This window comes from Mucilaginibacter sp. P4_A11 (assembly GCF_056402535.1).
In genome coordinates, this window is record NZ_JBFUHE010000018.1 from 19,990 (window position 1) to 42,225 (window position 22,236).

General features: G+C 45.3%; 14 protein-coding genes. 2 read left to right on the forward strand and 12 right to left on the reverse strand.

Translation table 11 applies throughout. The features are described 5' to 3' along the window. Positions 1-15 precede the first annotated feature (15 nt). The 5 genes from AC1DUD_RS26330 to AC1DUD_RS26350 form a co-directional block, all read right to left on the reverse strand. Complete coding sequence (locus tag AC1DUD_RS26330; RefSeq protein ID WP_477380050.1) at positions 16-813, reverse strand: alpha/beta fold hydrolase; 798 nt, start codon at positions 811-813, stop codon at positions 16-18. A gap of 649 nt (positions 814-1,462) precedes the next feature. Beyond that, entirely contained in the window at positions 1,463-2,260 is a 798-nt protein-coding gene (locus AC1DUD_RS26335; RefSeq protein ID WP_477380052.1) for a sterol desaturase family protein, read from the reverse strand. A 54-nt stretch (positions 2,261-2,314) separates the two neighbouring features. After that, positions 2,315-3,244 (reverse strand): RNA polymerase sigma factor, encoded by a 930-nt coding sequence (locus AC1DUD_RS26340; RefSeq protein WP_477380054.1) that lies wholly within the window; start codon positions 3,242-3,244, stop codon positions 2,315-2,317. A gap of 731 nt (positions 3,245-3,975) precedes the next feature. Next, on the reverse strand, positions 3,976-4,455 hold the full coding sequence (locus AC1DUD_RS26345; protein WP_477380056.1) for a Dps family protein: 480 nt from the start codon (positions 4,453-4,455) through the stop codon (positions 3,976-3,978). 456 nt (positions 4,456-4,911) lie between these two features. Next, positions 4,912-7,233, reverse strand: coding sequence for a sensor histidine kinase (locus AC1DUD_RS26350; protein ID WP_477380058.1), 2,322 nt, complete (start codon positions 7,231-7,233; stop codon positions 4,912-4,914). A 655-nt stretch (positions 7,234-7,888) separates the two neighbouring features. Here AC1DUD_RS26350 and AC1DUD_RS26355 point away from each other — a divergent pair. Beyond that, complete coding sequence (locus tag AC1DUD_RS26355) at positions 7,889-10,330, forward strand: outer membrane beta-barrel protein (RefSeq protein WP_477380060.1); 2,442 nt, start codon at positions 7,889-7,891, stop codon at positions 10,328-10,330. Between the two features lie 299 nt (positions 10,331-10,629). Here AC1DUD_RS26355 and AC1DUD_RS26360 read toward each other — a convergent pair whose 3' ends face one another. The 7 genes from AC1DUD_RS26360 to purL all read right to left on the reverse strand — a co-directional run bounded on the left by AC1DUD_RS26360 (position 10,630) and on the right by purL (position 21,295). Further along, entirely contained in the window at positions 10,630-13,536 is a 2,907-nt protein-coding gene (locus tag AC1DUD_RS26360; protein ID WP_477380062.1) for a PAS domain S-box protein, read from the reverse strand. Between the two features lie 326 nt (positions 13,537-13,862). Beyond that, positions 13,863-14,246, reverse strand: a complete 384-nt coding sequence (locus AC1DUD_RS26365) for a TraR/DksA family transcriptional regulator (protein WP_477380064.1) — start codon at positions 14,244-14,246, stop codon at positions 13,863-13,865. Between the two features lie 64 nt (positions 14,247-14,310). Continuing rightward, positions 14,311-14,853, reverse strand: coding sequence for a hypothetical protein (locus tag AC1DUD_RS26370; RefSeq protein ID WP_477380066.1), 543 nt, complete (start codon positions 14,851-14,853; stop codon positions 14,311-14,313). Continuing rightward, the gene (locus tag AC1DUD_RS26375; RefSeq protein ID WP_477380068.1) at positions 14,850-15,311 is read right to left on the reverse strand and encodes a DUF1543 domain-containing protein; all 462 of its coding nucleotides are present in this window, start codon (positions 15,309-15,311) and stop codon (positions 14,850-14,852) included. The genes AC1DUD_RS26370 and AC1DUD_RS26375 overlap by 4 nt, the downstream gene beginning before the upstream one ends. After that, complete coding sequence (locus AC1DUD_RS26380) at positions 15,242-15,409, reverse strand: hypothetical protein (RefSeq protein ID WP_477380205.1); 168 nt, start codon at positions 15,407-15,409, stop codon at positions 15,242-15,244. Before AC1DUD_RS26380 ends, AC1DUD_RS26375 begins: the two co-directional genes overlap by 70 nt. Further along, positions 15,406-17,112 (reverse strand): FAD/NAD(P)-binding protein, encoded by a 1,707-nt coding sequence (locus tag AC1DUD_RS26385; RefSeq protein WP_477380070.1) that lies wholly within the window; start codon positions 17,110-17,112, stop codon positions 15,406-15,408. Before AC1DUD_RS26385 ends, AC1DUD_RS26380 begins: the two co-directional genes overlap by 4 nt. Before the next feature lie 526 nt (positions 17,113-17,638). After that, positions 17,639-21,295: a phosphoribosylformylglycinamidine synthase gene (gene purL, locus AC1DUD_RS26390; RefSeq protein ID WP_477380072.1), complete on the reverse strand. Its 3,657-nt coding sequence runs from the start codon at positions 21,293-21,295 to the stop codon at positions 17,639-17,641. 409 nt (positions 21,296-21,704) lie between these two features. Here purL and AC1DUD_RS26395 point away from each other — a divergent pair, with 409 nt between their 5' ends. Next, the gene (locus AC1DUD_RS26395) at positions 21,705-22,163 is read left to right on the forward strand and encodes a helix-turn-helix domain-containing protein (RefSeq protein WP_477380074.1); all 459 of its coding nucleotides are present in this window, start codon (positions 21,705-21,707) and stop codon (positions 22,161-22,163) included. Positions 22,164-22,236 lie beyond the last annotated feature (73 nt).

Sequence of the window (22,236 nt, forward strand, 5' to 3'; positions counted from 1 at the left end):
GCTGAATTCAGTGAATTATTTGTTTTCTGCCGCCGCCTGTTCGATCACCTTGGCAACCAGGCCGGGCTGTGACATGAAAATCACGTGACTGCCTTTGATTTCGGTTACCTTTGATTTTGATCGCGCATATATTCTGCGCTGTATGCTTGGGTTGATGGTTTTGTCTTCAGTGGCTACACAGGCATAAGTAGGTTTGTGCCTCCAGGCCGGATCAGTGATCAGCGTAGCGAATGCTTTGGCATAGAAACGGCCCTGTGATGCATACATAAAGGCGGCCTGATCAGCCGGGACATCTGCGCAAAACCCTCCGTGGAACTTTGATTTTTCATAATAAACAATGCCATTGACGTCTGGAGGCAGGATGCCGCTTTCTTTTGCTGTAGGTGCAGACTGAAGCTGGGTCAGGGCCGATTCGCCTTTATCCGGCTGAACAGCCGATACGTAAACCAGGGCGGCTACCTTCAGATGGTTACCGGCTTCAGTGATCACCGAGCCGCCCCATGAATGTCCTACAAGGATAGCCGGCCCGTTCTGTTTATCAAGGGCGATCTTTGTGGCTTCAACATCAGCTTCCAGTGAAGTCAGCGGGTTCTGAACGATCGTTACGTTATAACCTTTTTTGGTAAGAATATCAAAAAGTGCTCTCCAACCGGATCCATCTGCAAACGCGCCATGTACGAGTACCACGTTTTTGATGTGCGGCTTCTGCGCCGCAGCATTTTTTGATGTTGTTAAGAATGCTGCCGTCAGCAGTGCCGGTAACGCTAATGCCGCCAGGATTCTTCGTGTAAAAGTTTTGGTAGTCGTTTTCATTGTTTTAAAAATTAAGATGTGGTTTAAATACCCGCTCTGTCGGGTTTAACTTTTATAGGCATCTATGGTGCCAATGTCGCAACATGCACCAAATCAGTAATTTGCGTTTTGTTCGCTTTCAAAAATCAATTCGCATGTCGTCAAGGGGTATCGGGATTGTTGATATTTGAACAATATGAAAGGGTTTATCAATTGCAGGATTTGGAGATTCCGAAGCTTATTTTCTGAAAGCCGATTCAGAGATATGCTGTTCTGCTTGCTGATAAACCACTGCATTTTTGTACAGCAGAGGAACCTCGAAAGAAAAAACGCCGGCACGAAGATTATACGGGACCCAGAGGATGAACAGCTAATGCAGCCGTATGATGATGAAATTGCAGGAAGAACAATTTACGTCGTCAGTCGGTCCGGGTATTGCCGGTATTTGGCAGACCGACAAATTGCGGCAAAAATAATTGCTTCACTATAATGTTAGTGATTTTAATAAGAAATCAGTTTCGATAGCTTATATCAAAGCGCGAGCAAATAGTAGTAAACGCCGGTCAGCAAGGAGTACTAAGACCGGCGTCTTTACGGAATTATTGTTACAAACTCACGACTGAAACCGCAGCGGAGCTATTTTAACGCCGGAAGATGCCGGCTATCTTGATCAGGAACGCGGAGAATTATTTTTTTTAAACGGTGATGCCATCAGGTATCCTACCCGGTGATGTTTATCTTCGCTGAATTCAGCAAGACCATAACCTATTTCATGCGGCTGCTTTCTGCCCCAGGTACCGAATATTCTGTCCCAAAAAGTAAATACATCGCCGTAGTGCGAGTCGGTATCTTTTTGTTCAGCCGCATGATGGATTTTATGCCAGCCCGGCGTTGCAAATACGAGTCTTGCGATTCGCTCGAATTTTTCGGAAAACCGGACATTACTGTGCTGCATGATCAGTAGTGGGATTGCAATGGATCCGTAAATGACGAACGCTGTAATCGGTAACCCGATCAGAACGACTCCGATGCACTGATAAAGACACTGGGAAACGATGACATCTACAGGGTGAAACCGCAGCGATGAAGATACGTTCAGGTGATAATCGGAATGATGAATCCGGTGAAAGCGCCACAGAAATGGTGCTTTATGCTGGAGATTATGGGTCAGGTAACTGCCGAAGTCGAACAATAAAATGCCGGCCACGCAGGCAAAAACGGGAGGCAGGTCAAACTGATTTAATAAGCCCCAGTGATTTTGGGCGGTAAGTTCCACAAACATTACCACAACCGCCCCGAGAACGGCATTTAATAAAAATGAAACGAGAGAGATAATAAAATTCCTCCCATAATGCTTTTTTTTGTTTGCCGGGGGATTCAAATAGGGCAGCACATTTTCAATGCAATACATCAGTATGAGCATTGCGACAAGTACTACCGGCTGCAAATTTGCTAACAGATCAATCATAAGTTTATTTTAAGATGCAGGTACCATTACAAAAGTTCGGATGGCCGGGAAATTTTAACAGAAATCACTGTCCACCCGCCGGGCGGCGTGATACATTTTCATTTCTGAAAGCTGATCATTTTTACGTATAAAAGTCAGGTATGCTCCCGGGGGGCAGTGTGATGGAAAGTCCGGGTTGTTCGCGAAAGTAACTTTAAGTACGGTCAGATTTCCGCTGGAACTGCATTGATCTACAGACCTGATGAAGCTGCCATGATCCATATCGTCCTCAATGCCCAATTCGAACATGCGTCGTCCGATAACTGTTTTTCCGCTGGTAAACACGATTTTAAGATCGCCGGCGATGTGGTCATACAGGTCAGAAAGCAAATTTTTGTCCTTATAGGCTCCTGGACAAATTTCCTCATAATATTTGTTCCAGTATTGGTCTTTCGCAAAGGCTGTGGGATCGGCGTCCTCAGATAGTTTCCATAGTTTTGACAGCTTCTTTTTACTATCGCTGAGCCGGCTTCGCACAGTTCCTACGGGAACACCGGTAATGACAGCGATGTGGTCATAAGAATTATAACCTGTAAGATACCTCAGCATGACGGTTTCGCGTAAATGAACGGGCAGTTCAGCCAGCACAGTATGAAGGGTGTCCCGTCGTCCGTTTTGTTCGAACTTTAATTCAATACTGTCTTCGATCATTTTGTCGCTCTCAGGCAGTTCCTCGACAAGAACTGTCCGCCTGCCCTTGCGCGTTAACTGATGACATGAATTGATAACGATCCTTTTCAGCCAGGGAAGAAACAAATCTGCCTGTCTTAGCTGATGTCCATGCGTAAATACGGTGATCCAAGCGTCCTGGACCGCATCTTCTGCTTCCGCCGTATTACCGCAGATCTGCAAGGCCAGCGCCTGAACAAAGGGATTGAATTTTTTGAATAAGAAATTGATATTTAATTGGGGTATCTCTCGCCGCACATTATCCGGTTGTTTCATTGAAATTTTATTAGCAGGAATCACACATCCACGTGTCCTGATTGCCTTGTTCAAAGTCCTTCATTGCCTGAAAACAGCGTTCGCCGCAGGTAAATTATGGGGAACTGTAATCAGCATGATTTAAACTGCCTGCAAAATTATCCCGCCAGGCGCTTACGTAAAATGGACGATTGGCGGATTCATTTGGACTTGATCTTATTTTATCGGGAATTTTAAACGGAAGTATCTACGTTTCGGGATCAACGGCAGCCCGGTTGAGTATTCGGATATCTGCCGGCCCCGAAATGGTCGCCCGGTTTGCCATTTGGAAAAACGACGAATGATCACAACCCCGGGCAGCATTTTAAAATTCAGGCTCAGCAAATAATTCCCATGAACTGAAAGTACCAGGGGTCTTTCCATTCCCCGGGGAAGTATCTCACAGCCGAAATCAGCAAAGTGCGCCACCATTTGAAAAGAAATCGAAGAAATACTGATGGCATGATCTCCACGATCAATGGGTGTTCGGCTGTGAGTTCTTGCGAGTACTTTGATTCATCGCCAATCAAAATAAATTCAGCGCCATGTGGGCGAGGATTTTTTCGTCAGTATGAATTCCTGAACCATTCCTGAGCGCATTGATCGCTCCCGAATGGTCTCTCCATTCCCAATCCGACTGTTTGCCCTTTGCGTACCGGTGTGGCCGCTTAATCCGCCGCCTGCTGTTTGTAATTCAGCATACGCTGTTTAATTTAATATTTATTATTTTTTAAATGGGATCCAAGCATCCAGGCCATCTTCTCATGGGTGGAAAGCAGGCCGGTGAGAAAATCACTGCTGCCGTAATCCTTGTACTCGCCGGCGAGCCGGTCAATAATTTCCCTTAAAACAAATATCAGGTTTTTATGGTCCTCCAGCAGGTTGTTGATGTAAGACGTACCTGAATTGTCTCCAATGAAATCTTCTGTAAGGCGGGTGTGGTCAAGGAATTCTTTTAAGGAACCCAGGGAATAATGCCCGAGCGACCTGATCCGTTCGGCTACACTGTCTACAATTTTGTCGATCTGTATAAACTGTTCTTCAAAAAACACATGCAGAGCATGAAATCCGCTTCCTTCCAAATTCCAATGCGCATTTTTCGTCTTGGTAAAAAGTATGAATTCGTCCGCCAAAAGCTTTGATAATTCATTTACGACCTTCTGGGTATGCTCCTCGCTAATTCCTATATTCATGTGTTGGTTATTTCCCCCTTTTTCGGCCTAATTATGTGCCAAATTTTAATAACCTGATGTTCAGTAGGATCGTTCGGCTAATAACAAAAACAACATCGGAATTTCACCAATTGGCGGTGATATTGTTGAAATCTCATCATCCGTCGCCGGTCTTCACCTAAAGGATTTTTGGAGCGGGAAATTAATACACGGGGAAATTTGCTTTTTTTTGCGGATCAGCATCCTTTTCCATAAAGCTTGTTATTCAATATACCAATGCCATAGCAAAGCATTGTTAGTTTGATGAAAACAACTATAAAGCGCTCCTTGATGCCGCCTGGTTCCATGATAACGTGGATGACCCGTTGTGAACAAGCGCGATGCCTGCAGAGAATTTCCTGATCCGATTGAATGTCGATACGGTAATGGTGCAAAAAATCAAACTATGTATTCAGCAGGTACAGGGCCGAAGGTCAATCATAGTGATAAATCGGGCAAATGACTCAATGCTTTATCCAAATTAATGTTATCCTCGGGACTTACCCCGTAACTGGTGACGGTAATCCTTGTACCATTTATATTTTCAAACCTGATTTTCGCATCAATATCCTCGCAAAGGCCGCGCATCAGCCGGATACCTATCCCGTCACACTTTATTGATTTACCAGCCTTCACCATCCCGATGCCGTTGTCTGCGATCTCAAGCCGTATATGCCCCTTGAACATAGTAAGCGAAATCGTGATCTCCCCGGTTTCCCGATCTGTAAAGGCATATTTTAACGCATTGGTAACCGCTTCGTTGACAATGAGCGCAAGCGGTAATGCCAGTGGAACATCTAATATCAATGCCTCGATCTGAATGTTAAATTTGATCCGGCCCGCCTCCTGAAAACTTTCCTTGATATGAACGATCAACTGCGGGAGATAGGCGCTCATATCGACAGACTTCAATTCCGAAGTTTCCAGGAGCTTCTCGTGGATCAGCGACATCGCATAAATCCGGTGCCTGCTTTTATTGATGACCTCGAAAGCTTCCCCCTGAAGCAACGCTGCCTGGTTTTCCAGCAAAGCAAGCACCGAATGCAGGTTATTTTTCACGCGATGGTTAACTTCTTTCAACAATAGCTCCTTTTCTGACAATAGTTCGTCTTTATCTTTCAAAAGCTCGTTTTTATCCATTATCAGTTCCTGAAGCGCATGGTTCTTATGGTCAATCTCTTCTTTTTGCATGGTAAGCAAAGCGTTGCTCCGCTGCTTCAGTCGATACCGGCTGTAGATCAAACCGGTAATGATCAAAAGCATCACCGACCCGCCGATCGTCACTTTCTGAATAAGCTGGTTTCGCTTTAGTTGAACATCCTTCAGCTGCGCATCCAGCGTTAGCAAGTCGATATGCCTGTTTTTTTCTAATGTTTGATTTTCCATTTCCAGCAGGAATGTCTGATAAGCTTTTACTTTATTATCAGCCGAGTCTCTGATCTCCTGGTCCTTAAGGAAATGTCCGATAGCGGAATCCGGACTTTTACTTAAAGCCACCACCTTGTAATAACGGTTTGCGGCCATCGTAACACCATCGATATAACTTAGCTTATGTGCCGTGGCCGCAAACAATTCTGAATAGCGATAAGCTTTTTTCAACTGATCAGTCTCCAGATAATATGATGCAAGCGAATTATAGGCATTCATAATTTCTTCCACGTGCCGGGCCGGAATTTTTGGAAGCAGCGCCGTTATCTCTTTTGCATATTGACCGGCTTTTACATATTGTTTTGCATAGATAAGGCTATTAAGAAAGTCCGTTCCTACAGACAGTTTTTCCGGATCCCCGCTGGCATTGCCGTTCATGTCATTAAGTATGGACAAAGCTTTTGACAGCTGGTTTGTGTGCGTATATTCAAAAGCCAGCGCCGAAGACCCTGCATTGATGAAGGATGGTGCATTGTAACGCCTCGCCATCCGCACCACCTCAATTGAGTATGGAATTGCTCGTTCGTAATCCTGCATCTTTATGTAGGTAGTTGCGATCAGATTATTTATAAAACATGCCTGCAGGGACGTGTCTTTAACCTCTTTGGCGGTTTTGAGTGCTAACAAATTGTATTTTAGCGCATTTTTGTAATCGCCTATACCCAAGGATATCCTGCCGATGTTCCAATATATGCCTTCGACGGTCCTTCGGCTTATACCTTTTCTCAAATTCAAGGCTTCGAACAGTAACTTGAGCCCTTCCGTTGCCCGTTCCGCTTGAAATAGCATATCTGCGTTTTGTGTCAGGAGATAGGAGAGCCAAAGATTATTCCTGTTTTTCCTGAACATGGCAATAGCCTTGTTAGTGTAATATATCCTGTTCCGGAGAGAGACTGAATCATCGGTCGGATAGTACTGTGCTATCAGATGATATGACCTTGCTTCACCATCCCTGTTGTTATGCAAATTAGAATATGCAAGGGCCTGCCGGGCGGTTTTTAATCCCGCATCCCTTTGTTTCCGGTGATAAAATGTTTCTGTCTTAAGAAGCGCTGAATTGATTATCCCGAATTGATAGCTGAGCTGGCGGCTCAGAATCCCTGCCTGATCCGAAAAATTAATTGCCGAATCAATGTCTTTTTCACCTCTCGTTGCTTTCAATAGCATTAAATGTCCCAGGGCAAGCTGTAATTTGACCTTATTCGTATCGTTCGGACATACGGAAAGTTTTTGTCTTAATACAGGGAGCGGCAATTCATCAAAGTCGCTCGTTTGTGCAAGAGATGAATTTGCAATATATAGAAGAAGAATAAGCAGCAGGGACTTTTTCATAAAGATAATTCGTGACAAACGATCCTCAACACCATAAAATTATACATGAAAATACGCATAAACGATCAATATCCATTATGTGATTTTTTTGACGCCGAAGACGGTATTAGTTGCGGTGTAGTTAAATAGCAACGACATAAAGTGCTGTTAATGAAGCTGTAAAATATTTTAATGGGATAATTAATAAAAACAGCGGAAGCGGAATCTTTTCTGCCCCGAACATGGCTCTGTGATTCCACCGCTTTTCTTAAACAACATTTGTCTGACCTATTCATTTCAAAGCGAAATTAAATCCTTGGTCGCCGAAACGAAATGGACAAATCGAAGTAGCTTTTGCACTTTCAGTTGAAGATGTCGATAGTGATAACGCCAAACCATTAAACTGGTTAAATCATTACGCAGGGCTGATTTGATAATTCAATACCCAGCGCCGCAAGAGTTTTTCATCCCGAGGAACTATTTCTCACCGAAGCGAACTTTTTTTAAAATCCTTCATCTGTAGATAAACTCTGATGAAAGACATCCCGACTCTTCCGAACTGCTTTACTCTTTTCGACCAGTGGCATTCGCGGTATCCAATCAAGCATTTACCCCCTGATAACCAGGCCGCCTGTTAAAGAAACTATTTTTTTATTCAATTCTATTTAAACTACAAATGCATCACTACAAAAAACATTTTTTGTTGCTTATTCTTTTTATCTCCTCGCTTGTTGGCCATTTGAAAGCGCAGAATACCTCCGGAGTGCTAAATCTGACCGGAAAAGTTTTAGATGAGACAGGCGCAGCGGTGCCATCCGCCACGGTAAGTATTCTGAATGCTAAAGACACATCCGTTATCAGGGGCACGCTGACAGATGAAAATGGCTGTTACACCTTCAACCGTTTGGCGCCGGGAGATTTCCTGATTTCCGTCAGTTTCGTCGGCTTCGAAAACACCAGGAGTGCCGCCATCCATTTAACAGGAGCAGAAGGCGTTGTATCCGTTCCCGTATTGACGATCCGGACTTCCGCAACTAAATTGGCAGGCGTCAGTATTACTGCTGCCAAGCCCCTCATCGAGCATCAGGCCGGAAAAACTGTTGTGCATGTCGGCAACAGTATTCTGGCGATAGGAAACAATGCCCTCGATATCCTTGATCGTGTTCCGGGCATCAGTCTCGATCAGAACAAGCACATTTTCCTGCGCGGCAAACAGGATGTTGTGGTCATGATCAATGGGAAACCAACATTCCTGACAGCAGACCAGCTGGCCGGCCTCTTGTCCTCGACTGACGGGACCAGGATAGAATCCATCGAAGTAATGACGACACCGCCCGCCAATTATGGTGCCGCAGGCAGCGCTGGTTTGATTAATATTAAACTGAAAAGAGACCGGGAAGAGGGACTGAACGGAAGCCTGATCGCCGGCGCCGGATATGGCCGTTTCGGCCGGGATAACACCGGTTTTAACTTCGATTACGGAAACGGCAAAATGAATTTATACGGATCGCTTACGCACAGCGACCAAAAGGGCCTTATCACGATCTCCATCGACCGGCTTATCCATCAGGGTGTCATCCCCACCGCCTATAACCAGATTACGACGACGCAGGTTCCTGCGCATCACAATAATGTGCTGCTGGGAGCTGAATATGATCTTTCGCAAGGGAACACTATCGGAATCGGGTTCAGCGGTTACCTGAACAGTAGTAGGGATGATCTGTCCGATGTAACCATCATAGGCAAAATCTCAGCGCCCATCGATTCCTTACTGCATTCGGCATCGCAAAGCGCCAATACCTTTCATAACTATTCATTCAACCTGAACAATCGCTATAAATTAGATAAGAAAGGCCAGGTACTGACCCTTGACCTCGATTATTCCAGGGTGAATAACAATTCGGATTATCGGGCCACCAACCGTTTCTACCTCCCAGACGGCACTTTAATGCATGATGCCCAGATGCTGACCAACCGCACACCTTCTTTAATTAATATTTATGTAGCCAAAGCCGATTATGCTAATCCTATAACACAGAACCTAACAATTGAGGCAGGGGTCAAGCTCAGCAAAGTAATCAGTGACAACAATTTACTCGCCCAGGTACTGAAAGGTCGAACTTATATAAACGATACCACACGAACGAATCACTTTCTGTATCAGGAGCGCATTTCTGCTGGGTATTTAAATTTAAAGGGCACGCTGCATACCCTGGAATTTCAGGCAGGGCTGAGAACGGAATATACCCACTCCACCGGCGACCTGGTCGGAGGTATGTTAACCAAAAGAAATTACCTGGATTTCTTCCCCAGTTTTTCATTGACGCAATCTATTGACGCAAAGAACAGCATAACGCTCTCCTACAGCCGCCGGATCGACAGACCCGCTTACAGCAAACTAAACCCCTTCAGATTCCCGCTCGATCCGTACACGGCTGATCTGGGTAACGCCTTTCTTAACCCCCAATATTCCAATGCGCTGGAATTGGCATATTCGCATGATCAAGCTTTCAGCCTGACCCTCGGATACAGTCACATATCGCATGCGATCATGCCGATCGTTTTCACTGAAGGAAATATATCGATGCAGACAGACCGGAATCTGGATCAGGTAAATTCCTGGAACATCAGCGCCGATTTGCCATACCAGCTAACCAAATGGTGGAATGCGGACATTAACCTGAACGGATATTATAACAGGTTCCGCTCAGATACCCTCGCTGGCAGTTCGATCAATACCGGAAGCCCGGCTTACAGCATCAAAACAACACAGGTGTTTCATCTCGGCTCTTTCAGCAGCGAACTGCAGGTAAACTATAACTCTGCAAACACCAAGGGCATTATAAATTTCAAATCCCAATATTACGCAGACATTGCCGTGCGCCGGGCCTTTCTTGAAAAGCGTGCAACCGTCAGTCTGGCGGTAAGCGATGTTTTCCGGACGCATAATATCCGGGATGACAGTCATTTGCTGAACAACGATTTTACCTTTGAATACCGTTACGATTCGCGGATTTTCCGCCTGGGATTCAGCTATAAGTTCGGCAATGGGAAACGAAAACAGCAGCATCGTATCGGCGCGGAGGATGAAAAAGAACGCGTTACCCAAAGTTCCTGATTAATGATCGCCAAAGAAAGGCCTGATGCAGAGGGTATCTGCATCAGGCTAAATATTCTTCGCCTGCATTACACGTAATCAGCACATTACTTTCCTCTTTATAACTAATCGAAAATCTGCAGCTGCAGAACGCTCTTAATCTCAAACTTATGATGAACTATCATCAGGATGCCCTGTCTGAAATCGTTTGGTCTCACCACGGATCAGATAATGGACCGTGGTGTTTTTATGCTAAATATACAAATGACCGGGCTGATGATCAGCAAAGTTCTCCGTTGCATCGATCATCTCCCGCTGGCTTACTGAACAATCGGTAAACTGAAATAAAAAGTAGAGCCTACCCCTATTTCGCTTTCAGCCCAGATTTTCCCCCCATGCCTCCCAATAATTTCTGAACTGAGGTAAAGGCCGATCCCAAAACCAGAAATATGCTGCGTATTATTATTTTCTACCCGGTAATAGCGGTCAAAAACCTTCGAAAGATCTTCTTTGTTCAGGCCTAAGCCTTCATCTTTAACACTGACAATAATTGACTCCTTTGCTACCTTGCAGGAAACAAGTATATGTTTTTCTACTGAAGAGTATTTAATGGCATTGCTGACGAGGTTGGAAACAACTGAGTTTATTTTATCCCGGTCAGCATTTATATGAACTGCCGGGCACTGCTCGAAATGAACACGATGCGTGTTAGCAGTCAGGTTTGCTTCTTCAACTACTTCACCAATCAATTCATTTAGATTAAAATCTTGTTTCTGAATATGAATTTTGCCGGATTCAAGCCGGGAAATATTCAGGAAGCCATTGATCAGGGACGTCATACGCTTTATCTGCACGTTCGCTTTGCTCATTGCCCCAGTCAAAAATTGATCCTCACTATTCCGGAGCTTCATTTGGGAAACCTGTATGATAGCCCCCAGCGAAGTAAGTGGTGTTTTAAGTTCATGGCTTACCATACCAATGAAATCGCTCTTACGGGTCTCGTCCAATTTCTTCTCGGTTATATCGCGTGCGATCTTGGATAAGCCAATAATATTTCCCTCTTTGTCTTTCACTGTTGATACCGACACCGATACGTCTATCAGTCGCCCGTCTTTCGTCAACCTCTTGGTTTCAAAATGTTCAATTCGTTCACCATTCTTTAAAATTGCAAGGATCTGAGGTTCTTCGCTATGTCTGTCCTCGGGGATGATCTTGTATATCGTTTCCCCGATCATCTCTTCGGCTGTATAGCCAAAAACACGCTCAGCCGAAGCGTTCCAGCTCGTGATCACACTTTCGAAGGTCTTACTGATGATCGCATCATCGGAGGTAGCAATGATGGCTGCCAGTTTAGCGCTTTTTTCTTCCGCCTCCTTCAATTCATGGATATCGACAACTGTACCAATAAAGCGGAGAGGTTGTTTATTTTCAAAATAAACAATTCCCTGTGCCCTGATCCAGCGGCTTTCGCCGTTATCAAATCGGATGATTCGGTAGGTCAGATCATAATCCCCGTTTCCAGCAGGATTGAGCGCTTTTTGAATGGCATCGTCGACTAAATGCCGGTCATCCCTGTGAATATGTGTGGCGAACAGTTTAAACGTAGCGGTCTCGCCGTCCGGAATGCCATAGATATCACGGCATTCTTTCGACCAATACAGTTCAGCGGTTTGTGGGTTGTATTCCCAGGTTCCCAGGCTGGTTGATTCAATGGCCATCCGAAGCCTGGAGGCACTGCTTTCCAGTTCACGGTTGGTTTCTTCATAACGCCGCTGAACCTCAGTAAGCTCTAAGTTGGTGGCGGCGAGCTCTTCGTTGGCAGCAGCCATTTCCTCATTGACCTGCAACAGCGCTGTACGGGCCTGAACCTGCACCGTAACGTCGACGGCAACTACAAGAATATCGGTCATTTCCGTACCACCATCGGTGATCGGCTGGTAAACAAAATTGAAAAAGAGCTGACGCATTCCCCCTTCGTGGTATAGCATGGCAGGTACCTCATTTCCAAAAAAGGCTTTTCCGGATGTAAAAACATCGTCGAGTATTTGCAAAAAGGGCTGCCCTTCGAGCTCCGGTACCCCTGATGCCAAAGGCTGGCCAACAATGTCCCTCTTTTTACCCCAGATCTTTAGTATCATCTCGTTTGCCGAGCTGATGACCAAGTCCCTGCCATGCAATACACCAATGGCGACAGGTGCCTCCTGTATCAGGTATTTGAAGCGGGCTTCGCTCCGCGCGAGATCACTATTGACAACGGAAAGTTGCGTGTTAGTTTCTTCAAGCTCATCCGCATATTTTTCGAGCAATTTGCGGGCTGTAACCCGCTCCGTGATGTCTGTAGACATCACAAGCACACCGGTATAATCCCCCTTGCTGTCTGCAAGGGGTTGATAAGTATAATCCACAAAGGTCTCCCGGACAGTTCCGTTCGCATTTTTAAAAATCACAGGGCTCTCCTTTACGTCAATTACTGCGCCTGTGGCCATCACATGCCGCAACTGCCCTGCAAAAGGCTGGTCAGCGAGATCAGGCAAGATCTCCAGGAAGGGCCTGCCGGTCACCTCTCCCGCGCTTTTCTGCCAGTAGTTCAGGTTTGACTGGTTGATCAATTCTACGATCAGTTCCGGCCCCCTGATCACGACTACTGACGCAGGAAGCATATCGATCAATAACTGGAGTTCCTGATCTTTGTTTTTTCGTTGTTCCTCGTTGATCCGGTATTCCTCCAATGCCCGTATTTTTGCGGTTGTTTCCACGCATACAACCAGCACACCAAGAACTTCTCCGTCAAGGTCAGCTATCGGACTGTAGGAAAAATCAAAATAACAGTCCTCTGTTTGCCCGTTACGTTCAAGCGGCACATTGAAATCGGGAAAGCTATGCGTTTTCCCCGACATTACATCTAAAAACATAGGCCCTATCGTTTGCCAGATTTCCGAATAGGTTGTTTCGGCGCTACCGCCGAGTGCCTGCGGGTGTTTCGTCTCTCCGTTGATGGGACGAAATGCATCATTATAGAGCTGAGTGTAATCCGGGCCCCAGCAAATCAGTACTGGAAAACTATTTTTCAGCATCATGCTGACAGTTTGTTTTAACGCTATTGGCCAGCCAGCCGGTGCCCCTAAAGGATTGTTCGCCCAGTTGAAAGCCCGGATCAACGCGCCCATCTGGCCGCCGCCATTTAAAAAAGGATAATCAGGAATAAAATCGGGCTGTGGTCCTGCCATGGAATATGTATAAGCAGCAATGTTAAGCAGAAACCCTAACAAGTTAGATTTGTTTTGAACGGATATATATTTGTGTACAATGAAGGTGACATTTGGTTTGCTAAACCAGGACTACCTTTATCCTACCAGGTAACCTAAGGCGCACATCATTGCTAATACCAAACTTTTACAGTAAATAAGTTTTAAGCATGGTTTTCCAAAGGTGTCAGTACTCCTGTATGCTTAGGATGGACCTTAACTTGTTAATATAAAATAATAGCAATGCGCCAAATTCGGCGCGACATCTTTGAGATGCTGCGCTTCCCCTTCTTTTACAAATGCTGAGCTCATAGCTGTTTAAGTTTTGCTTCCATACTTTGGGTAGTATGAGGAACAGCCATTAAACGCTCTTTGGGGATTAATTTACCGGTAGAACGGCAGATCCCATAGGTCTTGTTTTCAATACGCATCAGGGCCGCCTCAAGCTGCTCGATAAACTTTTTCTGACGTCCTGCCAATTGGTTGGTTTGTTCTTTCTCAAAAGTAGCAGAACCATCTTCCAGCGTTTTGCCGGCAATTGCGGCATCATCACCATTGGAATTGGAGGAACTGAGCGTACCAACCAGGTCCTGCAACTCTTCGCGTGCTATATTGATCTTGTCTTTAATCAATATTTTGAATTCGTTTAATTCCTGGTCGTTGTATTTCGTTTTAGTATTTTCTGATTGCATGATTCGCTTAACAATGATTTAAGAAAATAGTTGCGTGTAAAGGCACAATATTTAGCCTTTTAAATTAGGTTAAAGATCTGATGGCACCGTCAACAATATTTAAAGCCTGCTGATGCAGATTTCGGTCACCCTTCGTCATGGAAGCCAAAAGAAATTGTTTTTTTCGCAGGTATTTTTCAGCGTGCTTTGGGTCGTATTTCATTACCCATCCGACATTATAGATCAGATCGCCGTATTTCACAGTTTGCGAAACGGGGCTGATCGTTGCCAATCGCTCAGCCTCCATCTTTTTTCGGATTTTTTTCTTTAGATCGGGATAGTTTTTCTTAGTAAATACATCGGTCAGCTCTATACTGCAATTAACGATCAGATCCGCTTCCTGCTCTGCATAACCCAAACCTGTCAGTGCCAAACTTAGTTCGTTTTTCGTTGTTTCGGTTTCCTCAAAAAGATCATGGCAAAGGCCGGCCTCGTAGCCCAAAGGACTGACCGACGCTAATTCGGCAACCGCAACAAGGTGGTTGATATAAGGCTCGGCCGTACGCCTAATCAGCTGACCTTTGTGCTGTTGCTTTATCCAGTTAAGTAGTTTATTAGCGCGGTTCATTTAAGCTTATCCAGTTTAAAATAACCTAAATGGATCTCGTCTTCCGGCATCCCGGCTCCGCTGCTGAACACGATACGGTATTGCGCTTTCAGGGCCGGGGAAAGCAGGTCTTCAATGTGATGCAAACTATCTATGTCAACGCCGTATTTCTCATCGATGTGCGCAGTTGCAATACCCTTTAACGAGTTGGTTTTAAAAAACAGGCTTTTCTTTGCGGACTGGATAGCATCCAAACGACTGTTTTGTACAGTGAGCACTATGTAATGCTGTTCTTCCAGTTTCCCGCCGGTGTAACCGCCCAGATTTAAAAAGAACAGTTTGTTAACGGAAGCAGGGCGGCTATCATCATGCAGGGGAACAACCCGTACTGCAAAATCGTCTACCTTAGTCACTTCCCGCCAGCCATCAATGTGCGGGCTACCGCCTGCCTCCGGCCAGAATGCCCGAACATCAGGCACCAAATCGGGCAGGTTTTCGGCAATACCAAAAAAATATCATGTTGTTCAACCACCCTGCCGGGGGCTTCGGCACCTAATAATAACAGGTATAACTTCATGCCATTAATCTTTCAATAATGATACCAGATGCCTCCTCACTAAAATCGAGGCCTGAATAATCGGGGTTATAACCGCCGATATACGGAACCGCCATCACATAGATACGTTCATTATAAGCACCATAGGCGTCTACCACCTGGAAATGGTCATTAATGGTGATGCCGGAAACTTTCAGGTAGTAATCACCCCGATCGTCTTTTGAAACCGGTTTACCGGCATTCAAAGCCTTAAGCCCCTCCTCCACCGACCTGAATTTGAGTTTAGCAGGTGTAACAATCTGTCCATCGATCAGGCTTTTGAAAGGAAACTCTTCAAAGGCTAAATGAGGTTGTCCCACGCAATCAACAAAAGTTTGATAATGTACGCTTTGCTCGTTTTCGGTTTCATCTGTATAATAGTAGGTAGCGCCGCCATGTTCATGTGGTTCCACCATGCTTTCGTCGCCAACAGGGATCAGTTCCAGTACACCCGCCTGGTGCAAGGCCAATAATTCTTCGCTGGAACTCTGCGGAATGTAAGCGATCACGATAGAGATCAGCGGTGTAAGAGATTGCTGCAAGCGCTGCATGTCTTCAGCAGATAAATGTTTGGCAGGGTAGTTTAACGCAAAACTCAGTACCCCCAGCATTTCCTTCCAGTAAACAGATTTTTTCCGTTTGATCGATTGCTCGGCTTCGGCATATTCTGCCTTTAACAATTTAAAAGGATCAAGCTCTTCGCGCAAAGCCATCATCGCATCCACAAATTCCTCCAGTTGCATATCTTTTATCTTGTCGTAAAATTCCGGTTCTTTCGCCTGTATCGGTAATTTAAAGTCCCGTTCAAAAATATAATCCAGCGACAGAAAGCCATTATTGGCTTTGATGTGGGCTTCGATCTCCTCTTTATTCAACAGGCTATCATTAGACAAATGAGAATCTTCCAGGTGGAAACGGACCGCAGGCAACATCCCGTTCCGGGTATGCATCACCATTTTAAAGTGAAAACTCTCGGAGTAAGGTGTATAAAACAACCTACCGGCCTCATCCTTATCAAAGGTTCCGTTATGGCGGGCCAGCGTCCGGATAGCGTCAACCGCGGTGAGGGATGAGCCTTTAATAGCAATCGGGTGGTTTAGCTCAAGAGCCAACTTGACAGGAGGATAAGGAGAATCAAAATAGTTAGCTACCTTGCCCTCGTGCTTTCTTGGCCAGTTATGTCCGGTACAAATGATCACGTGATCAAATTCGGTTTGTTCACCGTCGCCGGTTTCCACAATCACCAGGCCCTTTTCAGGCTGATCAATAATGTCGGTTACGGTTGTGTTATAACAAACTGTATAAGCAATACCCATTTCCCGGGCTTGTTTTTGCAGCAGGTCAAATTGTGCAGTAAGGTATTGGCCGAACAATAAGCGCGGCAACACCTTGTACTCGTTAAAACGCGAGGCGTCCATATGGTATTTATTGAGCGTGTCTTTGGAGACGGTTTTAACCCAGTCATCCAAAGAAGTAACTAAAACAGGGATCTCGTTACCCGATACATTGGTAATATGCTCATCATTGGCCCCTTCAGAACTATATGGCATACCGGCTCCTAATTTGTTTTTCCGCTCGAAGATGGTGATACTGATATCCGTATTCCCGGTATTTACCAACCGTTTGAACATGAACAAGCCGCTCGGGCCCCCGCCCAGTATAGCAATGTGTTTTTTGTTTTTCAATTTATTCAGGTTTATGGACGTGGATAAGGATTAGTATTAGTATTGGGTATTTTATATGAACGATCTACATATGAAAAGCTTTAAAACCCTTAACTTGTTTTACTTTTTAGTTTAATTATTAAATTAAAATACAAACATCACAAGGTCATGATAGCGTTCTAGGTCAAAGCATTCCGTTACGCATTGCCATGCTATATTCCTGAATCACTTTTTTTAACTCAAATGTTCATCGACGCAACTCGTTGGTCTAACGGGCCAAGCATGCCGGAATATCCACAATTATTTGTCAAAATAGTCAAAAACACTGTTTAAAGCATTTAGAGAGAGGTAGAACATACGACTGAAAATCCTTGTGTCACTGGTTCGATCCCTGTTGGTACCACAGAAATAGAAGACCTCTTAGTTAACTCTAAGGGGATTTTTTGCTTTAAATGACCATTGGGAGCATATCATATAAGCCCTCACTTCCCTCCCACAAAAAAAGCCCCAACCAAAGTTGAGGCTCTCTAAAAATAAGTTGTTTTTCCTATTTCTCTAACCAAACCCTTGCATTCACAAACGCTTCCATCCATGGCGATACTTCGTCTTTACGGCCGGCTGGATAGTTGGCCCAGTGCCATTGGAAGAGAGAGCGCTCAATGTGGGGCATCATCACCAGGTGACGGCCAGTCTTGTCGCACATCATGGCGGTGTTGTAGTCTGAGCCATTGGGGTTAGCTGGGTAGCTTTCATAGCCGTATTTCGCTACGATACCGTATTGGTCCTCGGCATATGGTAACTGGAATTGTCCTTCGCCGTGCGAGATCCACACACCAAGCGTTGAGCCGGCCAGCGAGGACAGCATCACCGAGTTGTTTGGTTGTATGGTCAGCGAAGTAAAACCGCTTTCGTGTTTGTTACTTTGGTTGTGCAGCATCTTCGGCTTTTCGGCATGGTCAGGGTTGATCATGCCTAACTCAATAAACAGCTGGCAACCGTTACAGATACCTACTGAGAGCGTATCCTCGCGTTCAAAGAAGTTTTGGAGGGCTACGCGGGCCTTTTCGTTATATAGGAAGGCACCAGCCCAGCCTTTGGCTGATCCCAATACGTCCGAGTTAGAGAAGCCGCCTACAGCTCCGATAAACCGAATATCTTCCAGCGTTTCCCGGCCCGAGATCAGGTCAGTCATGTGAACATCCTTCACGTCGAAACCGGCGAGGTACATAGCATTAGCTAATTCGCGCTCGGAGTTACTGCCTTTCTCGCGAATTACGGCTGCTTTCGGTCGCGGCATGGCTGCATTTAAAACTGGTTTCTTGCCGGCAAAGCCAGCCGGGAAGTTATATTTTAAAACGTGGTTCTTGTAATTATCAAAACGCTCCCTGGCTTTCACCGGACCACTTTGTTTCTGATCCAGCAAGTAGGAGGTTTTGGTCCACACATCCCTCAGGTGATCAATATCAAAGGACCAGCTGCCGTCAGTGTTTTTTACGGTCAGCGTAGCTGCTCTCTCAACAGTACCAATCTTGCAGAAAGCAATACCATTGCTTTCCAGCACCGCTTCTGCTGCTGCGTCAGCCTGGAAAACAATTCCGATGTTTTCAGCAAACAGCGTTTCGATGATACCCTGGCCCCCTAATACGGAAAGGTCGATTGTTGCACCTAAATCGCGGTCAGCGAAGCAGAGTTCTAACAGAGTAGTGATCAAGCCACCGCTGCCTATATCATGCCCGGCCTGGATTTGGCCTGCTTTGATCAGTTGCTGCAGGGTGTTAAACGTATTTTTGAAAGCCTCGGCATCTAACACGTCCGGTGTTTCAGAGCCTATTTTATTCAGGATTTGAGCAAACGATGAACCGCCCAGTTTATAAGTATCGCCTGATAGATTGATATAATAGATCGCACCCCCATCTTTTTGCAGCACGGGCTCTATCACCCCGGTAATATCATCGCAATGCCCGGCTGCCGAAATAATGACGGTACCAGGTGCAATAACCTCGCCATCCTTATACTTTTGCTTCATGGAAAGCGAGTCCTTCCCTGTCGGGATATTGATACCAAGTTCAATTGCAAATTCAGAGCAGGCCTTTACAGCGGCATATAAACGGGCATCCTCGCCCGCATTTTTACAGGCCCACATCCAGTTGGCCGAAAGCGATACGCTCTGCAAGCCATCCTTCAACGGCGCCCAAACAATATTAGAAAGCGATTCCGCAATGGCATTACGACTTCCCGCTGCCGGGTCAATCAACGCCGAAAGCGGCGCATGACCGATTGAAGTAGCAATACCATCCTTGCCCTGATAATCCAGCGCCATAACGCCGCAATTGTTCAGCGGCAATTGCAGTGGGCCTGCACATTGCTGCTTCGCCACGCGGCCACCTACGCAACGGTCCACTTTGTTCACCAACCAGTCTTTAGACGCTACTGCTTCCAGTTGCAGTACCTGCGTGAGGTAAACCTGCAATTGAGATGCGTCATAAGTTACCGGGCTATAATTCCGTTGGATTGTTTTATCCTGCATCACCACTTTTGGCGAACTACCAAACATATCGCCCATGTCAAGGTCCATTGGCCTGGCACCCGTGGTGGCTGATTCAAAAGTGAAACGATGGTCGCCGGTTACTTCGCCTACCGTATACATCGGAGAGCGTTCGCGGTCGGCAATTTTTTGTAGGATCTCAATATTTTCATGCCCGATCACCAGCCCCATACGTTCCTGGGATTCGTTACCGATAATTTCTTTAGCTGAAAGAGTTGGGTCGCCAACAGGCAGTTTATCCAGGTCGATCTTACCTCCGGTTTCTTCTACCAGTTCCGAAAGGCAGTTTAAATGACCACCTGCACCATGATCGTGGATAGAAACAATCGGGTTGATATCACTTTCCACCATCCCACGGACCGCATTTGATACGCGCTTCTGCATTTCCGGGTTTGAGCGCTGGATTGCATTCAGCTCTATACCCGAACCTAAAGCGCCGGTGTCTGCAGACGAAACGGCTGCACCGCCCATCCCGATCCGGTAGTTATCGCCACCCAAAATCACCACCTTGTCACTTACCTGCGGGCTGTGTTTTTTGGCTTGCGACAGCTTGCCGTAACCTATACCACCTGCCTGCATAATTACCTTGTCATAACCCAGCGTGCGGGACTCTTCCTCATGCTCGAAAGTGAGCAGCGAACCAGTGATCAGCGGCTGACCGAACTTGTTACCAAAATCAGATGCGCCGTTTGATGCCTTAATCAAAATATCAACTGGTGATTGATAAAGCCATTTACGCTCGGTAACGCCATTTTCCCAGGGGCGGTCTGCTGCTAAACGCGAAAACGCTGTCATGTATACCGCTGTACCGGCCAATGGAATAGAGCCCTGGCCACCAGCCATCCTGTCCCTGATCTCACCACCTGAACCAGTAGCTGCACCGTTAAAAGGCTCAACCGTAGTCGGGAAGTTATGGGTTTCGGCTTTCAGGGAAATTACCGATTCAAAATCTTTGATCTCGTAGAATTCAGGTACATCGGGGCGTTTTGGCGCGAATTGCTGGACGATGGGACCTTTTACAAAGGCCACGTTATCTTTATAAGCCGAAACAATCCCATTCGGGTGAGCCTCGGATGTTTTGCGGATAAGCTTGAACAGCGAAACAGGTTGCTCCTGTCCATCAATCACAAAAGTGCCGTTAAAAATTTTGTGGCGGCAGTGCTCCGAATTTACCTGAGAAAAGCCAAACACTTCTGAGTCGGTCAGCTTACGACCTAATTTTTCAGAAAGGCCGTTTAAGTATTGAACCTCTTCGTCACTTAAAGAGAGTCCCTCCTGCCTATTATATTGGGCGATATCTGCAATTTCCAGGATCGCTTCCGGTTTAATGTTAACAGTGAAGATCTCCTGGTTGAGCGCTGCGTATTTTTGAAACAGCATCGGGTCAAAAGCCGAAAAGTCAGGATCAACCACTTTAAATTCTTCGATGCGGACAATGCCTTCAATGCCCATGTTCTGTGTAATTTCAACCGCGTTGGTGCTCCAGGGGGTAACCATCGCCGCACGGGGGCCAACAAAAAAACCGGTCACAATTGTCTCCCGGTTTAATTCTGCGCCTGCAAAAAGCCAGCTTAGTTTTGAAATATCTGTCGGTTGGAGCGTTTGACTATTTTGTACGGCAAAAACCGTATTTGCTTTATTAAAGAAAAAGTAAATCATGTCTTCGTTTCAAGGCGCAAAGTTAACTTTTTTTTAAAAAACAGCGAACATTAAGGGAGAACCGCTTTACAACTGCTTCGCCCCGGTTTCCGGTGCAAAGCAAACGGCAATTTCACGAATTAAGATCGTTGGTTTGTAAAGGCTATTTCGGTCGCGGCCCGGATTGTTGCTTAATTCAATTTGTTCACTAAATCACTTATTTCTCAACTTATTTACATTTCATTATACATTCTTAACTTATAGTAATGCTCGTTGTTAAGAATGTCTAAATTCGAACATAATCTCTATTAGCCCAATATTTAAGGAAGCTCCATTCGATTTACAACAGATTGTTATTCAGATATTTTTAATTGTAAAAATTATAAGCCGGTATTTCAAGCCATTTTTTTATCAAAAAGATCAAATCGATATGGATAATGTCTTCATTTTAAGCGGGAATACAACCTGCAAATTAGTAAAACGAGTAAATGCAGGGCAGGAAATGCATTTGCACCGTGGGGAAATTGTGGAATCCATTGTACGCCGGAACCATGTAGGATTAAGCGAAATTTCACGAAAAATTGGTATTAGCCGGCGAACCATCTACAATTGGTTTAAAAACGAAAATCTCAGTATAAGCGACATCATTAAAATCGGCGTTATTATAGATTACGATTTTTCGAACGAATTCCCTGCTTTAATATTTGAGAAGGGGCTTTCAACTATAAAAACCCAGGAACTTAAACCTTTATCTACTGACAACAAGAACCAAGCTATGTATTACTGGATGGAAAAATACATTAGCCTGCTGGAGCAATATAACGAAATACTCTGTTGTAAGTCAGACAGACCGGACAGCGGGCAAAGCATCAGCCATAATCCGGCATAAATAATTTTGAGTTATTAAATCCGATGATCTTTGTATATGCTGATTTTCAGGCTTTCCGATGGACAACGGTTAA

Excerpts from the sequence above, each read along its gene's own strand:
- AC1DUD_RS26330 (WP_477380050.1), bottom strand. The coding sequence starts at position 813 with ATGAAAACGACTACCAAAACTTTTACACGAAGAATCCTGGCGGCATTA.
- AC1DUD_RS26335 (WP_477380052.1), bottom strand. The coding sequence starts at position 2,260 with ATGATTGATCTGTTAGCAAATTTGCAGCCGGTAGTACTTGTCGCAATG.
- AC1DUD_RS26340 (WP_477380054.1), bottom strand. The coding sequence starts at position 3,244 with ATGAAACAACCGGATAATGTGCGGCGAGAGATACCCCAATTAAATATC.
- AC1DUD_RS26345 (WP_477380056.1), bottom strand. The coding sequence starts at position 4,455 with ATGAATATAGGAATTAGCGAGGAGCATACCCAGAAGGTCGTAAATGAA.
- AC1DUD_RS26350 (WP_477380058.1), bottom strand. The coding sequence starts at position 7,233 with ATGAAAAAGTCCCTGCTGCTTATTCTTCTTCTATATATTGCAAATTCA.
- AC1DUD_RS26355 (WP_477380060.1), top strand. The coding sequence starts at position 7,889 with ATGCATCACTACAAAAAACATTTTTTGTTGCTTATTCTTTTTATCTCC.
- AC1DUD_RS26360 (WP_477380062.1), bottom strand. The coding sequence starts at position 13,536 with ATGGCAGGACCACAGCCCGATTTTATTCCTGATTATCCTTTTTTAAAT.
- AC1DUD_RS26365 (WP_477380064.1), bottom strand. The coding sequence starts at position 14,246 with ATGCAATCAGAAAATACTAAAACGAAATACAACGACCAGGAATTAAAC.
- AC1DUD_RS26370 (WP_477380066.1), bottom strand. The coding sequence starts at position 14,853 with ATGAACCGCGCTAATAAACTACTTAACTGGATAAAGCAACAGCACAAA.
- AC1DUD_RS26380 (WP_477380205.1), bottom strand. The coding sequence starts at position 15,409 with ATGAAGTTATACCTGTTATTATTAGGTGCCGAAGCCCCCGGCAGGGTG.
- purL (WP_477380072.1), bottom strand. The coding sequence starts at position 21,295 with ATGATTTACTTTTTCTTTAATAAAGCAAATACGGTTTTTGCCGTACAA.
- AC1DUD_RS26395 (WP_477380074.1), top strand. The coding sequence starts at position 21,705 with ATGGATAATGTCTTCATTTTAAGCGGGAATACAACCTGCAAATTAGTA.